At 72.5% G+C, this 15,408-nt stretch carries 6 protein-coding genes; all 6 read left to right on the top strand.

Annotated features, from left to right (window positions below; translation table 11 throughout):
- Positions 1-75: 75 nt before the first annotated feature.
- From ACPCHZ_RS15565 to ACPCHZ_RS15540, 6 genes are read left to right on the top strand one after another with little or no spacing between them, the layout of a single operon-like run.
- Complete coding sequence (locus ACPCHZ_RS15565; protein WP_423485555.1) at positions 76-786, top strand: AMP-binding protein; 711 nt, start codon at positions 76-78, stop codon at positions 784-786.
- On the top strand, positions 783-1,538 hold the full coding sequence (locus ACPCHZ_RS15560; RefSeq protein ID WP_423485554.1) for a thioesterase II family protein: 756 nt from the start codon (positions 783-785) through the stop codon (positions 1,536-1,538). Before ACPCHZ_RS15565 ends, ACPCHZ_RS15560 begins: the two co-directional genes overlap by 4 nt.
- Positions 1,528-2,850, top strand: a complete 1,323-nt coding sequence (locus tag ACPCHZ_RS15555; protein ID WP_423485553.1) for a polyketide synthase — start codon at positions 1,528-1,530, stop codon at positions 2,848-2,850. The genes ACPCHZ_RS15560 and ACPCHZ_RS15555 overlap by 11 nt, the downstream gene beginning before the upstream one ends.
- A complete protein-coding gene (gene mbtD / locus ACPCHZ_RS15550) occupies positions 2,850-5,837 on the top strand; it encodes a mycobactin polyketide synthase MbtD (protein ID WP_423485552.1) in 2,988 nt (995 codons plus the stop codon). The genes ACPCHZ_RS15555 and mbtD overlap by 1 nt, the downstream gene beginning before the upstream one ends.
- Entirely contained in the window at positions 5,830-11,022 is a 5,193-nt protein-coding gene (locus ACPCHZ_RS15545) for an amino acid adenylation domain-containing protein (RefSeq protein WP_423485551.1), read from the top strand. Before mbtD ends, ACPCHZ_RS15545 begins: the two co-directional genes overlap by 8 nt.
- The gene (locus tag ACPCHZ_RS15540; protein WP_423485550.1) at positions 11,019-15,404 is read left to right on the top strand and encodes an amino acid adenylation domain-containing protein; all 4,386 of its coding nucleotides are present in this window, start codon (positions 11,019-11,021) and stop codon (positions 15,402-15,404) included. Before ACPCHZ_RS15545 ends, ACPCHZ_RS15540 begins: the two co-directional genes overlap by 4 nt.
- Positions 15,405-15,408 lie beyond the last annotated feature (4 nt).

The following is a 15,408-nucleotide window of genomic DNA, read 5'->3' as shown; positions in this document are numbered from 1 at the left end:
GGTGGCCGAACATAGGGTAGCCTCAGCAATTTAGGACAGCCTTTGCTAATCCATGGAGGCATTGTGGCTCACGGTATGACGATCACCCGTCCCGGCGATGTGACCGCTGCGGAGATGGCATCGCTGCACGAACGCGTCCTCGCGGTCGCTGCCTCCGTGCCCGATCGCGAGGCGGTGACCGGCGCGACCGGCGGCACCACCTTCGGGCGACTCTCCGAAGAGGTCCGCGCGATCGCCGCCGCACTGTCGGTCGCCGGCGTCGCACCCGGTGACGTGGTCGCGGTCGTCGGCACCGCCTGCGCAGAACAGATCCCGGCGGTGCTCGGGACGCTGGCCGCGGGCGCGATCTACCTGCCGGTGCCCGCCGGACTGCCCGCCGAGGCCGCACTGTCGGCGATGCGCCGCGGCGTGGCGCGGATGGCGCTGGTGTGCGGTGACCTGCCTCCTGCATTCATGCCCGCGCTGACGGTGCGGGAAGCACTGCGGATCGGCGCCGCCGAGGCCGGCTTCGCCGTCGTGTCGCCACGCCCGGCCGAACCCGCCGCGATCCTGCCGAACGCCACCTTCAGCCATGCCGCGCTGCTGCGTGCGATCGGCAGCGCTCCGGCCGATCCGCACGGCCGTCGGACGGTGTCACCGGGTCTGGACTGCGAGGAGTCGGTGCGCGAGGTGTTCGCCGCACTGCTCGCCGGAGTCGGTGTGGCCGTCGCCGACCGGGCCGACACCCGCGTCGCGGTCGAGTACCCGCTGACCTTCCTGCCGCCGATCGACGCTTCGGCTCCATGACGGGCGTACGCCAGCAGCAGTTGACGTTCGAATCCTGGGTCAAAGGCTTCCCGGCGGACGGTTCACGAGGTGCGACGGTGGTGTTCCCGCATGCGGGCGGAGCGGCCGTCGCCTACCGCGGACTCGCCAAAGCGTTGTCGGACAACGGAGTCGACACCTATCTGGTGCAGTACCCGCAACGCGCAGACCGCCTCACCCATCCGGCGGCGGAGACCATCACCGAGCTCGCCGACGACCTGTTCCGGGCGGGCGAGTGGCATCGGCTCGGCCCGCTACGGCTGTTCGGCCACTGCATGGGCGCGGTGGTGGCGTTCGAGTTCACCCGCATCGCCGAGCGCAACGGCGTCGACGTGCGCCAGCTGTGGGTGTCGGCCGGGCAGGCACCGTCGACCGTCGAAGCGTCCGGGCCGATGCCGACCACCGACGACGGCCTGTTGTCCGAACTGGCCGACCTCGGCGGCACCGATCCGCGCCTGCTCGACGACGAGGACTTCGTCGCGCTGCTGCTGCAGGCGATCCGGGCCGACTATCTGGCCTGGAACCGCTACCGCTGCGACGCAGGGGTGACGGTGCGGGCCGACATCAACGCCGTCGGCGGCCGCCGCGACCACCGGATCACCGAGGCCCAGTTGCGCGCCTGGGAGACCCACACCGAGAACTCGTTCACCCTCTCGCTGCTCGACGGCGGCCACTTCTATCTCAACGAGCACACCGATCTGCTCGCCGAACTGATGGGCGCCGATGACCTCTGACGGCGTGGACGGCGCGGACGACCCCGTCGTGATCGTCGGCATGGCGCTCGAGGCTCCCGGCGGCATCGACTCCGCCGACGCCTACTGGTCGCTGCTGTCCGAACAGCGTGAGGCACTCGGCCCGTTCCCGACCGACCGCGGCTGGGCGTTGCCCGAACTCTTCGAACGGCGCGACGGCTACAAGCCGATCCACGATCTCGGTGGCTTCCTCACGGGCGCAGCGTCATTCGATGCGGAATTCTTCGGCGTCTCGCCGCGGGAGGCCGTCGCGATGGATCCCCAGCAGCGGGTGGCGCTGCGGCTGGCCTGGCGGGCGCTGGAGAACAGCGGCATCAATCCCGACGACCTCGCGGGCCACGACGCCGGCTGCTTCGTCGGCGCATCGGTACTGGACTACGGACCGGACATGACCCGGTTCTCCGAGCACAGCGGCCATCTCATCACCGGCACCTCGCTCGGCGTCATCTCCGGCCGGATCGCCTACACACTCGACCTCACCGGGCCGGCGCTCACTGTCGACACGTCGTGCTCGTCGGCGCTGGCGGCGTTCCACGTCGCCGTGCAGTCGATTCGCGCGGGGGACTGCGACCTGGCACTGGCCGGTGGCGTCGCCGTCATGGGATCGCCGGGCTACTTCGTCGAGTTCTCCAAGCAGCACGCACTTTCCGACGACGGGCACTGCCGCCCCTACAGCGCGCATGCGAGCGGCACCGTATGGGCCGAGGGCGCAGCAATGTTCGTGTTGCAGCGCCGATCGGCCGCCCGTCGGGACGGTCGGCCGATCCTGGCCGAGGTCCTGGCCAGCTGCCTGAACCAGGACGGCCGCACCACCGGGCTGACGGCTCCGAGCGGTGCCGCGCAGGCACGGTTGTTCAGCCGCGCGCTGACGCAGGCCGGCGTGCGCGCCGAGGACATCGGCCTGGTGGAGGGCCACGGCACCGGAACCCGACTCGGCGACCGCACCGAGCTGCGCTCGCTGGCGCGCACCTACGGCGCCACCGAACCCGGCCGGGGACCGCGGCTCGGCTCGGTCAAGTCCAACATCGGCCACGCCCAGGCCGCGGCAGGCGGCCTGGGGCTGGCCAAGGTGCTGCTCGCGGCCGAACGCGCCACCATCCCGCCCACGTTGCACGTCGACCAGCCCAGTAGCGAGATCGATTGGGAAACCCAGGGTATCCGGCTGGCCGACAAACTCGTCCCCTGGCGGGCCGTCGACGGGCGGCGGCTGGCCGCGGTGTCGGCATTCGGGATGAGCGGCACCAACACCCACGTGGTCGTGGCGATGCCCGACGCCGGGGCCCGGGTGGCCTGATGCCCGTCATCACCTGGCCGGACGGCCGTGTCCCCGTGCTGCTCAGCGCACATGCGCCCGACCTCGTCGGCGTGGACGCCGCGGCCGTCGCGCGCTACCTGCGAACCCGGCCGGACGTCACAGTGGCCGACGTGGCGGGCCAATTGCTGCGCACCCGCCGGCTGCGCCGTCACCGCGCGGTGCTGCGGGCCGCCGACCGTGAGGAGCTCCTCGACGGGCTGCACGCCCTCTCCACCGGTGAGGACCATCCGCTGGTGGCCCGCTCCGCGGAGCACGCGACGCCGCGGCTGGCGTTCGTCTGCCCCGGCCAGGGCAGCCAGTGGCCGGCGATGGGCGCCGACGCCTACGCCCGCCTGCCCGCCTACCGCGCCGAGGCGGACAGGTGCGCCGCCGCCTTCAGCGCGGCCGGCCTGACCTCGCCGCTGCGCTACCTCACCACCGCCGGTGACCCGGATGCGTTCGGCGAGATCGAGATCCAGGGCGCGCAGTTCGTCCACGCAGTCGCGCTCGCCGCGGTCTGGCGGGCCTGCGGCGTCGCCGCCGACCTCACCGTCGGCCACAGCCTCGGCGAGATCGCCGCGGCCTACCTCGCCGGCGTCATCACCCTGCCCGACGCCGTGGCGGTGGTCGCCGCCCGCGCGGCGGTGACCGACCGGATGCGCGGTAGATATGCGGTGGCCGCGCTCGGTCTCACGGCGGCGGCCGCCGAGGAGCTGATCGCGGAAACCCCTGGTTGGCTGGAACTCTCGGTGATCAACGCCAGCGCGTCGGTCGCCGTGTCGGGCGATCGCGACGCCGTGGCCGCCGCTGTCGGCACTGTCCGTGCGCGCGGCGGGTTCGCCCGCGAGATCACCGTCAACTTCCCGGTGCACACCAGCGTGCTCGAACCGCTGCGCGAGGATTTCACGGCCGCTCTGCCGCAGGCCCGGTTCGGCGACGGCCCGATGCAGTTCATCGGCGGGGCGACCGGTGACGTGGTGGCGGCGGGCACGGAGTTCGGCGACTACTGGTACGGCAACCTGCGCAACATGGTGCGCTTCGACCGCGCGGTCGAGGCGGCGGTGCGATGTGGGGCAAGGGCGTTCGTCGAGCTGTCGGCGCATCCGGCACTGCTGTTCGCGATCGGCGACACCCTCGACACCCTCGGTCTCGCGGCGGGGCCCGCTGTCCTCGTCGGCTCCGGGCACCGCGAAGCGGATCTGGTCGACCGGCTCTCGGCCAACATCGCGGCCGCCGCGGTGACCGACGCGCGTTACCGCTGGGCCGATCTCGTCGGCGACGCCCGGCCGCTGCGCGACTTTCCCAACGCGCCGATGCGCACGACGCACATGTGGGCGGCGCCCGAACGCCCGGGCGCCCGCGAAGCCACGACGACCGCGCCGGTGACGATCGCGAGCGAGCTCTGGCGCGAAACGGCTCGTCCCGCAACGTCGCCCACCGCAACACGGACCGTCGCGGTGCTGATACCCGGACCCGCCCATCCGCTGGCCGGCGCGATCGGCGCGGCGATCGAGGGACACCCCGCGGTGACGGTGGCGCCTGCCGACCGCGCCGAGATGCTCGTCGTCGTCGCCCCCGTCTCCGAGCAGACCGACGGCGCGGCGGCGGCCGGCGAGCTGACCGGACACGTCGCGGACGGCCTGCTGGATTACGCCGCCGCCGGCCCGCAGTGCCGCGACGTCTGGCTGGTCACCGCGGGCGCCGAACAGGTCACCGCGGACGACCCTTCGCCGCTGCCCGCACCTGCGGCGCTGGCGGCCATGCACCGCAGCATCGGCTTCGAGCACCCCGACCAGACGTTCCGCCACCTCGACCTGCCCGCGGGTGACCTCGACGCCGCGACCATCGCCGCCGTGGCCGAGACGCTGTTCACCGACGCACCCGAGGCCGCACTCCGCGGCCTTGTGCTGTACCGCCGCGAACTGCCCGACACGACAACGCTTCCGAAGGCATGGCGGCTCGACTCCGGCCTGCTCGACGACGTGGTGATCACCGGAGGCGCCGGCGCGGTCGGCCTGCACTTCGCGCGGTACTTCGCCGAACACGGAGCCCGGCGGATCGTGCTGCTCGGCCGCAGCGGAGCGGAGGCCGATGTGCTGGCCTCGGTGGCCGGCGACCACGGCACGCAGGTCATTGCGCCGCCCTGTGACATCACCGATCGCGACCAGCTGGCCGCGACCGCTGCCGAGTTCGCGGGCGGCGGAGCGTCGCTGCTGGTGCATGCCGCCGGAGCCGCCGGCTTCGCCACCCGCGACCACATCGACCGGACCGTTCTGGGGCGTGCCTTCGCCGCAAAGGTCTCCGGCCTCGCGGACGTGGGCGAGCTCTGGCCGCTACGGCCGGAGGCCCCGATCCTGCTGTGCTCCTCGGTGTCCGGGGTCTGGGGCGGGCAGGGACACGCCGCCTACTCCGCGGCCAACCGGATGCTGGACGTGACCGCCGCCCGGCTGCGCGCGTCGGGGCGGTCGTGCGTGTCGGTGCGGTGGGGGTTGTGGGCCGCCGACGGCAAGAGTGTCGTCGACGCCGGCGAGACGGCCCGGATCGAGCGTTCCGGACTGCTGCCGATGGCCCCGCGCGCGGCGATCGAGGCGAGCCTGCGGGACCATCACGGCGACCCGCTGATCTTCTCCGCCGACGCCGACCGGCTGCGGCTGTTCTTCGCGAGCCGACATGCGGCTCACGATGTCCCGGGTGCTGACAGCGACGTCGGCGCCACCGATACCCGCGCGGCGGTACGCGCGGAACTCGCGTCGGTGCTCAGCGTGCCCGACGCCGCGGCGCTCGACCTCGACGCGTCGTTGTTCGACCTCGGCGTCGACTCGCTGCTGGCCCTCGATCTGCGCAAGCGGATCAAGCACGCCACCGGCCGGTCGGTTCCGCTGGCCCGGTTGCTGGGCGGCATCACCGGCACCGAGCTGATCGCAGACCTCGACCGGGCCGGCGAGCCGGCCGACAGAGCAGAGAAAGTGAACGCTTCTCGTGACTGACACCACTGAGCAGACCCGCGTGCCGAACACGGCGGGCCTCGACGACAACCGGCTGGAACTGCTGCGGCGCAAGCTCGCCGAGCGGGGCCTGCGGTCGGTGCCGGAGGTAGCGACCGGGCCCGCCGACGAACTGTCGGACGGGCAGCGGCGGATGTGGTTCGTGCAGGAGATGGACCCGGGCGGCGCACTGCTCAACATCTGCCTGTCCTACCGGCTGCGCGGCGACGTCGACCCGGCACGGCTGCACGACGCGGTCGATGCCGTGGCCCGCCGCCACAGCGTGCTGCGCACCACCTACCGCGCCGGCGAGAACGGCGAACCCGCGATCGAGGTGCACGACGACCTGCGTCCCGGCTGGGCCGAGCACGACCTGTCGCAGATGTCCGAGCAGGGCAGGCGGCTGCGGCTGGAGGTGCTGGCGCAGCGCGAGTTCGCCGCGCCGTTCGACCTGACCAAAGACGCGCCGCTGCGGATCACGATGGCGCGCACCGGCGCCGACGAGTACGTGCTGCTGTTCGTGGCGCACCACATCGCCTGGGACGACGGCTGCTGGCGCGTGTTCTTCGCCGACCTGACCCGGGCGTACGACGGCGCCGAGCTGGCCCCGGGGCCACGTTCCGCGCGCACCGCGGGACCCGACACGACCGAGGCCGACCTGGCGTACTGGCGCACGGTGATGGCCGCGATGCCCGAACCGCTCGAGCTGCCGGGCCCGACCGGCTCGGTGGTGCCCACCAGCTGGCGCTCCCAGCGCAGCACGCGGCAGCTGTCCGGCGGCGTCGCGGGGCGGGTCGCGGAGCTGGCCCGCGAGGCCGGCTGCACGCCGTACATGGTGCTGCTCGCGGTGTTCGGCGGGCTGATCCACCGCTACACCCATGCCGACGACTTCCTGGTCGCCGCCCCGGTGCTCAACCGTGACGGCGGCGCCGACGAGGTGATCGGCTACCACGGAAACACGGTGGTGATGCGGCAGCGGCCGAAGCCGGGCATGACGTTCCGCGAACTGCTGGCCCAGACCCGCGACACCGCGCTCGGCGCCTTCGCCCACCAGCGGGTGAATCTGGACCGCGTGGTGCGCGAGCTCAATCCCGACCGGCGATACGGGACGGAACGGATGACCCGGGTCAGCTTCGGATTCCGCGAGCCCGACGGCGGCGGCTTCGCCCCGGCCGGCGTGCGCTGCGAGCGTGCCGAGCTGCGCAGCCAGGTGACCCAGCTGCCGCTCGGTTTCATGGTCGAGTTCGGCGCCGACGAAATCCTGGTCGAGGCCGAGCATCTGGTGGAGGTGCTCGACCAGCAGCTCGCCCGCCAGCTGCTCGACCACTTCGCGACGCTGCTCGACAGCGCACTGTCCGACCCCGACCGCCCGCTGTCCGACCTCGATCTGCTCGACGCCGCGGGCGCCGGGTGGCTGCGCGAGGTGAGCTACGGCGAGGAGTTCTCGACTCCGCCCGCCACGCTGCCCGCCCTGGTGTCCGATCGGGTGCACCGCGCACCCGACGCGGTCGCGGTGATCTACGAGGGCCGCACCTACACCTACGGCGAGATCAACGCGTTGGCGAACCAGATGGCGCACCGGCTGATCGAGCAGGGCATCGGGGCCGAGGACCGCGTCGCCGTGCTGCTCGACAAGTCGCCCGAACTGGTGATCACCGCGCTGGGCATCGTCAAGGCGGGTGCGGTGTACCTGCCCGTCGACCCGACCTACCCGCAGGACCGGCTCGACTTCATCCTCGAGGACTCCGAGCCGAGACTCGTGTTGCGCGAGCCGGTCACCGGACTGGAGCGCTACCGCGGCGACGACCCCACCGACGCCGACCGTGTCCGTCCGCTGCACCCGGACAACACCGCCTACCTGATCTACACGTCGGGTACCACCGGCCGGCCCAAGGGGGTGCCGGTGCCGCACCGGCCGGTCGGCGAGTTCTTCGTCTGGTTCGGCGACGAATACGAGATCGACAACTCCGAGCGGCTGCTGCAGGTCGCCTCACCGAGCTTCGACGTGTCTATCGGAGAGATCTTCGGCATGTTGATCTGCGGTGCGGGCCTGGTGATCCCGCGACCGGACGGCCTGCGCGACATCGGCTACCTGACCGACCTGCTGCGCGACGAAGGCATCACCTCGATGCACTTCGTTCCGTCGCTGCTGGGGCTGTTCCTGTCGCTGCCCGGCGTCAACCAGTGGCGCACCCTGCGCCGGGTGCCGATCGGCGGCGAGGCGCTGCCCGGCGAGGTGGCCGACAAGTTCCACGCCACGTTCGACGCGCTGCTGCACAACTTCTACGGGCCCACCGAGACGGTCATCAACGCCACCCGCTACAAGGTCGAGGGCAAGCAGGGCACCCGCATCGTGCCGATCGGCAGGCCCAAGATCAACACGCAGATCCACCTGCTCGACGACAACCTCAAGCCGGTGCCCGTCGGGGTGATCGGCGAGATCTACATCGGCGGAACGCATGTGGCGCACGGATACCACCGCCGCCCCGGCCTGACCGCCGAGCGGTTCGTCGCCGATCCGTTCACTCCCGGTGCGCGGCTGTACCGCTCCGGTGACCTGGCCCGCCGCAACGCCGACGGCGACGTCGAGTTCGTCGGCCGCGCCGACGAGCAGGTCAAGATCCGCGGATTCCGCATCGAACTCGGCGACGTGGCCGCCGCGATCTCGGTGGACCCGAGCGTCGGGCAGGCCGTGGTGGTGGTCAGCGACCTGCCCCGGCTCGGCAAGAGCCTGGTCGCCTACCTGACGCCTGCCGCGGAGGCCGACGGCGTCGACGTGGACCGGGTGCGCGCCCGCGTCGCCGCGGCGCTGCCGGACTACATGACACCCGCGGGATACGTGGTGCTCGACGAGATCCCGATCACCGCGCACGGCAAGATCGACCGCGTCGCGCTGCCCGAGCCGGAGATCGTCTCCGAGACCGACTACCGGGAGCCCGCCACCCCGACCGAGCAGCTGCTGGCCGGCCTGTTCGGCGAGCTGCTCGGCCGCGACCGCATCGGCGCCGACGACTCCTTCTTCGACCTCGGCGGGCATTCGCTGCTCGCCACCAAGCTGGTCGCCGCCGTGCGCTCGCAGTTCGGTGTCGAACTCGGGGTGCGGGAGGTATTCGAACTCGGCAGCGTGGCCGGCCTGGCCGAGCACATCGACGGCATGTCCGGTGCCGCGGCCGACGACGCCAGGCCACGCCTGGTGGCCACCGGGCACGACGGCCCGGCGCCGCTGTCGGCGTCGCAACTGCGCACGTGGTTCACCTACCGGGTCGACGGACCCAACCCGGTCAACAACATCCCGTTCGCGGCGCGGCTGGCCGGGCCGGTCGACGTCGACGCACTGGTGACGGCCGTGCGCGACGTCGTCGACCGGCACGACATCCTGCGCACCACCTACCGCGAGATCGACGGCGTGCCGCATCAGGTGATCGACGCGGCGGGGGAGCTGCGGGTCCGCCGCGCCCGCGGTGACGACGACGCCTGGGTGCAGGCCGAACTGGACCGCGAACGCCGCCACATCTTCGACCTCGAGCACGAATGGCCGTTGCGCGCCGCGGTCCTCAGCGCGCCCGGCCAGCACGTGCTGTCGCTGATGATCCACCACATCGCCGGTGATCACTGGTCGGCCGCGGTGCTCTTCGGCGACGTGGTGGCCGCCTACCTCGCGCGACGCGGCGGGCAGGCGCCGGACTGGGCGCCGCTGCCGGTGCAGTACGCCGACTACGCGGCCTGGCAGGGCAAGATGCTGGCCGACGAGAACGGGTCGATGGCCGCACAGCGCGAGTACTGGGTGCGTCAGCTGGCGGGCACGCCCGCGGAATCCGGCCTGCGCCCGGACTTCCCGCGGCCGCGGGTGCTCGGCGGCGACGCCGGCGCGGTGGAGTTCGGCTTCGACGGCGCCACCCGCGACAGGCTCACCGCGCTGGCCCGCGACCTCGGGGTCACCGAGTTCATGCTGCTGCAGGCGGCGGTGGCCGTGGCGCTGCACAAGGCGGGCGGCGGCGAGGACGTCCCGATCGGCACGCCGGTGGCAGGCCGGTCCGAACCCGAACTCGACCGGCTCGTCGGGTTCTTCATCAACATCCTGGTGCTCCGCAACGACCTTCGCGGCAACCCGACGCTGCGCGACCTGCTGGTGCGCACCCGGGAGATGGCACTGTCGGCGTACGCACACCAGGACCTGCCGTTCGACCAGGTGGTGAACGCGGTCAGCCCGGTGCGATCGGTGTCGCGCAACCCGCTGTTCGGGGTGGTGGTGCACGTCCGCGAGCAGCTGCCCGACGGGCAGGTCATCGACAGCGGGCCGGACGGTGACACGGCGTTCTCCGCGATCGAGCCCACGTTCGACGTGGCCCATGCCGACCTGTCGCTGAACTTCTTCGTCTCCGGGCAGGGGTGCCGCGGCCACGTCATCTACCGCACCGAGCTGTACGACCCGGCCACCGCCCGCCGGTTCGCATCGTGGCTCGGCCATGTCGTCGACGCGTTCGCCGACCGGCCGGACGAGCGGCTGCGCAGCCTGCAGATCACCGACGAGCAGGAGCGGCAGCAACTCTCGCAGTGGGGCGGCGGGCAGCTGGTGGTGCTCGACGACGCGCTGAACCCGGCGCCGATCGGCGTGGTCGGCGACGTGTACCACCGCGGCGGTCCGGTCGCGATGGGCCAGTGCGACGGCGTCGCGGTCACCGCCGCCCGGTTCGTGGCGGATCACACCGGCGGACAACCCGGTTCGCGGCTGTACCGGTCCGGTGACCGCGGCCGGTGGACCGGTGACGGGCGGCTGGAACTCCTCGGCCGCGTCGGCACCGTCGACGACGCCCTCCCGGCGCACACCGCCGCGGTGACCGCCGAACCGCCCCGCACCGACACCGAAAAGGCGCTCGCGTCGATCATGGCCGAGGTGCTGGGGGCCGACGAGATCCGGCGGGGCGACGACTATTTCGCGCTCGGCGGGGACAGCATCCTCGCGGTGCAGCTGGCGGCACGGGCCCGCGACGCAGGCCTCGGGCTGACCGCGCGCATGGTCTTCGAGTTCCCGACCGTGCACGAGCTCGCCGCCGCACTCGACGCGGCGGGGGAGGACGTCGAGCGCGGCGACGTGCACCACGAGGCGATGAGCGCGTCGGGCCTGTCGGCGGACGAACTGGCCGACCTCACGCTGTCGTGGTCGGCCACCGGGGACGACGCCCGGTGACCGCGACGCTCGAGGACGTCCTCGCGCTCAGCCCGCTGCAGCAGGGGCTGTACTCACTGACGACGTTGAGCGACAGCGACGATGGCGACACCGGCGACGGCACGGGGACTGCCGACCCGTACCTGATCGCGATGGCCGCCGACATCACCGGCGACCTCGACGCGACACTGCTGCGCGACTGCGCCGCGGCGATGTTCGAGCGCCATCCCAACCTGCGGGCGAGCTTCGTCCGCGCCGGCAGCACGTCCCGTGTGGTGCAGGTGGTCCCGAGCCGCGTCGACGTGCCGTGGCGGCATGTCACCGCGTCGCCCGACCAGGTGCAGGCTCTGGAGGCCGATGCCCGCAGGCGCCGGTTCGACCTCGGCCGCGGTCCGGCCATGCGCTTCCTGCTCGTCGAGATGCCGGGTCCGCGTTGGCGTCTGGTGATCGTTGCGCACCACATCGTGATCGATGGCTGGTCGCTGCCGCTGTTCGTCGGCGAGCTCATCGCGCTCTACCGGTCGGGCGGGGACGCCTCGGCGCTGCCCGCGCCGCCGCGTCCGTACCGCGATTACATCGGCTGGCTCGCCGGACGCGATCAGGAGGGCAGCCGCCGGCTCTGGCGCGACCACCTCGCCGGGCTGGCCGGGCCGACGCTGCTCACCCCGGCCCTCACCGACGGCGAGCCGCCGAGCGGCATGCCGCGGCGCACCGAGGTCCGGCTGGACGCCGCAGCCACCGCCGCGCTGGCCGAGGCCGCACGCACCCGCGGGGTCACCCTCAACACACTGGTCCAGATGGCCTGGGCCAACATCGTCTCGACGTTCACCGACCGCAGCGACGTGGTGTTCGGGGTGACGGTGTCCGGCAGGCCCGGCGAACTCGCGGGCGTCGAGTCGATGGTGGGACTCTTCGTCAACACCGTCCCGCTGCGGGTGCGGCTCGACCCGGTGCAGCGCGTCGGCGCCCAGTGCGTCGCCCTGCAGCGGGAGGCCGCCGCCCTGCGCGACCACAGCTACCTGGCGCACGCCGAACTGCGGTCGATCGCCGGCATCGGCGAGATGTTCGACACCCTGCTGGTCTACGAGAACTTCCCGCCCGGCGGACTGGTCGGCAGCGGCGAGTTCGAGGCCGCAGGCGCACGGTTCCGGCCCGCGGCGCTGGAGAGTCTCGCGCACTTCCCGGTCACCATCGCCGCGCACCTCACCGACGGTGAACTCACCGTGCTCGTCGAGGTGATCGACGGGGCGCTCGGCGCGATGACTCCGGAGAGCCTCGGCGGGCGGGTGCTGGCCACCGCGCAGCGGCTCGTCGCCTGCTGGGAGCGGCCGCTGCGCGACGTCGGCGTGCTGATCGAGGGCGAGGCCGCCACCCAAGCGACGCCGGTCGCGCCCGGTGAGGCTGGCGGCGTGCACGTCCGCTTCGCCGAAGTCGCTGCGGCGCGGCCCGATTCGGTTGCGGTGACGTGGACCGACGGCCGGCTGACCTACGGCGAACTCGACGAGGCCGCCGACCGGCTGGCCGCCGCGCTCGCCGGGCGGGGAGTGCGCACCGAGACACCGGTGGCGATTCTGCTGTCACGCGGACCGGACTACGTGATCGCGATGCTCGGCGTGCTCAAGGCGGGCGGGGTGATCGTGCCGGTCGACCCGGCGATGCCCGCAGGCCGCGTCGACGACATCGTCACCCAGAGCGGCGCCGCGCTCGTCCTCGACGCCGCGCTGCTCGCCGAGTGCACCGCCGAACCATCCGCCGGTTTCCGGCCGGTGATCGCGCACCGCGGTCAGGCCGCCTATGTCGTGTTCACCTCCGGAACCACCGGGCGGCCCAAAGGCGTGGTCGGCACCCACGACGCGGTGCTCGCCTACACCGAGGACCACGCCCGCAGCGTGCTGCGGCCCGCGGCCGACAGGTTGGGCCGCACCCTTTCGGTGGCGCACGCCTGGTCGTTCACCTTCGACGCGGCCTGGCAGCCGCTGGCGGCCCTGCTCGACGGGCACAGCGTGCACATCGTCGACGACGACGTGCAGCGCGACGCCGAGGCGCTGGTCGCGACGATCGCCCGCTTCGGCATCGACCTGATCGACACCACGCCGTCGATGTTCGCCCAGCTGCGGGCCTTCGGCCTGTTGTCCACGGTGCCGCTGGGCGTGCTCGCCCTCGGCGGCGAGGCGGTCGGCATCCCGGCGTGGAACCTGATCCGCGACGAGTGCGCCCGCACCGGCATGACGGCCTTCAACTGCTACGGCCCCACCGAGACCACCGTCGAGGCCGTCGTCGCCGCGATCGCCGACCACGAGTCGCCCACGATCGGTCTGCCCACCGGGCCCACCCGCGCCTACGTGCTGGACTCCTGGCTGCGTCCGCTGCCCGACGGCGTCACCGGCGAGCTGTACCTCGCGGGCGGGCAGCTCACCCGCGGCTACCTCGGCCGGATGGGCGAGACGTCGGGCCGGTTCATCGCCGACCCGTTCGTCGCCGGTGAACGGATGTACCGCACCGGTGACGTGGTGCGCCGCTCGACCGACGGGTCGCTGCAGTTCCTCGGCCGCTCCGACGCCCAGGTCAAGATCCGCGGATTCCGCGTCGAACCCGCCGAGATCGCGGCGGTGCTGCACGGCCACCCCGCGGTGCGGCACGCCCACGTGGCGGTACGACACCACCGCAGCGGACCGCGGCTGACCGCCTACGTGTCCGCCGACCCGAAGCCGCCCGTCCCCGAACTGCGGGCGATGCTGACCAAACGGCTACCGCGCTACATGGTTCCGCACCGCATCGTGCTGATCGACGAGCTGCCGCTGACGCCACACGGCAAGGTCGACGAGCCCGCGCTGGCCGCTCTCGCACAGGAACCCGAGGACGAGGCCGCCACGCCCGAGACCGCGACGGAGATCGCGCTGGCCGAGGTGCTGGCCGAGATCCTGCACACCGGAAAGCAGGTCGACGTCACCGCCGACCTGCTGCAGTTGGGCCTCGACAGCATCGTCGCGCTGTCGGTGGTGCAGGCCGCGCGGCGGCGCGGTGTCGCGTTGCGGGCGCGGCTGATGCTCGAATGCGGCACCATCCGCGAGCTCGCCGCCGCGGTGGACGGCGAATCAGCCGGCGCCGACCGGCGTGGCGACGGGGAAGACGGCCCGATCCCGGCGCTGGCCAACGTGCACTGGCTCTACGAATACGGCGACCCACGGCGGCTGGCGCAGACCGAGGCCATCCGGCTGCCCGACGGCATCACCGTCGACCATCTGCACACCCTGCTGTGCACCGTCGTCGACGGCCACGAGATGCTGCGATGCCGGCTCGACCGCGACACGATGACCTTCGTGCCGGGGGAGGTCGAGGACTTCCTCACCGAGGTGTCGGTGAGCGGCCCGCTGGCCGACGCCGTCGCCGAACACACCCGCACGTCGGTCGAGCGACTCGACCCATCGCGCGGCGCACTCCTGTCCGCGGTGTGGCTGCGCGTCAATGCTTCTGCGGCCAGCGTGCTGGTGCTGTCGGCACACGTGCTGGCGATGGACCCGGCGTCGTGGCGCATCGTCGTCGGAGAACTGGACGCGGGCTGGCATGCGCTGTCCGAGGGCAGGCAGCCGACGCCTGCGCTCGAGCACACCGGCTACCGGCGATGGTCGCGACTGCTGCTCGAGCGGGCACACCGGCTCGACACCTGCGACTTCTGGGAGGCGCAGCTCGCCGACGCGGACCCCGATGTCGGTGCGCGGCGGGTCGATCCGCGCACCGACCGCGCCCGCGACCTCACGGTGAGCGTCTGCGTCACCGACGCCCACGTCACCACACGGCTGCTCTCGGCGGACCGGCCGATGGCCCACCTGCTGGCGGCCGCGGCGGCGGACACCGTGACCCGGTGGCGCCGTCACCGCGGGCAGGACACGCCGCCGCCGCTGCTGGCGCTGGAGTCCTTCGGCCGGGTGGACGCGGTCGTCGACGGCGGCGCAGGCGATGTGGACACCGGCGAGACGGTCGGGCTGATGTCGGCCATCTATCCCTTGCGGATCGGCGCCGACGTCGCCGCGGACCTGGCGGCCGTTCCCGGTGACGGCATCGACTACGCGCTGCTGCGTTACCTGCGGGCCGACACCGCGCCGCGATTGCGGGCCCACCGCGAACCCCAGTTGCTGCTGAACTACCTGGGCCGCGCGGAACTCGGAGCGGTGACCGGCGACATGCAACCCGACCGCGCACTCACCGCAGGGGCGTCGCAGCTGCCGGAGCCCGACCTCGCGGTCCGGTACGAACTGACGCTCAACGCGGTGGTGTTCTCCGACGGCGCGGCCCCCGTGCTGGCGACGCAGTGGCGCACGCTGCCGGACATTCTGGATCCGGCCGATGTCGAAGTGCTGCAAGGGTTCTGGCAAGAGGCGCTGAGAAAGGTATGCGAGGAATGACCGC

The sequence above is a fragment of the Mycobacterium sp. NPDC050041 genome, from assembly GCF_049541695.1.
Lineage (GTDB): Bacteria > Actinomycetota > Actinomycetes > Mycobacteriales > Mycobacteriaceae > Mycobacterium.
This window is presented reverse-complemented; position numbering and strand designations above follow the sequence as displayed.

What these genes read in the sequence shown, in the direction of transcription:
- ACPCHZ_RS15565 (WP_423485555.1), top strand. Translation starts at nt 76, where the DNA reads ATGACGATCACCCGTCCCGGCGATGTGACCGCTGCGGAGATGGCATCG.
- ACPCHZ_RS15560 (WP_423485554.1), top strand. Translation starts at nt 783, where the DNA reads ATGACGGGCGTACGCCAGCAGCAGTTGACGTTCGAATCCTGGGTCAAA.
- ACPCHZ_RS15555 (WP_423485553.1), top strand. Translation starts at nt 1,528, where the DNA reads ATGACCTCTGACGGCGTGGACGGCGCGGACGACCCCGTCGTGATCGTC.
- mbtD (WP_423485552.1), top strand. Translation starts at nt 2,850, where the DNA reads ATGCCCGTCATCACCTGGCCGGACGGCCGTGTCCCCGTGCTGCTCAGC.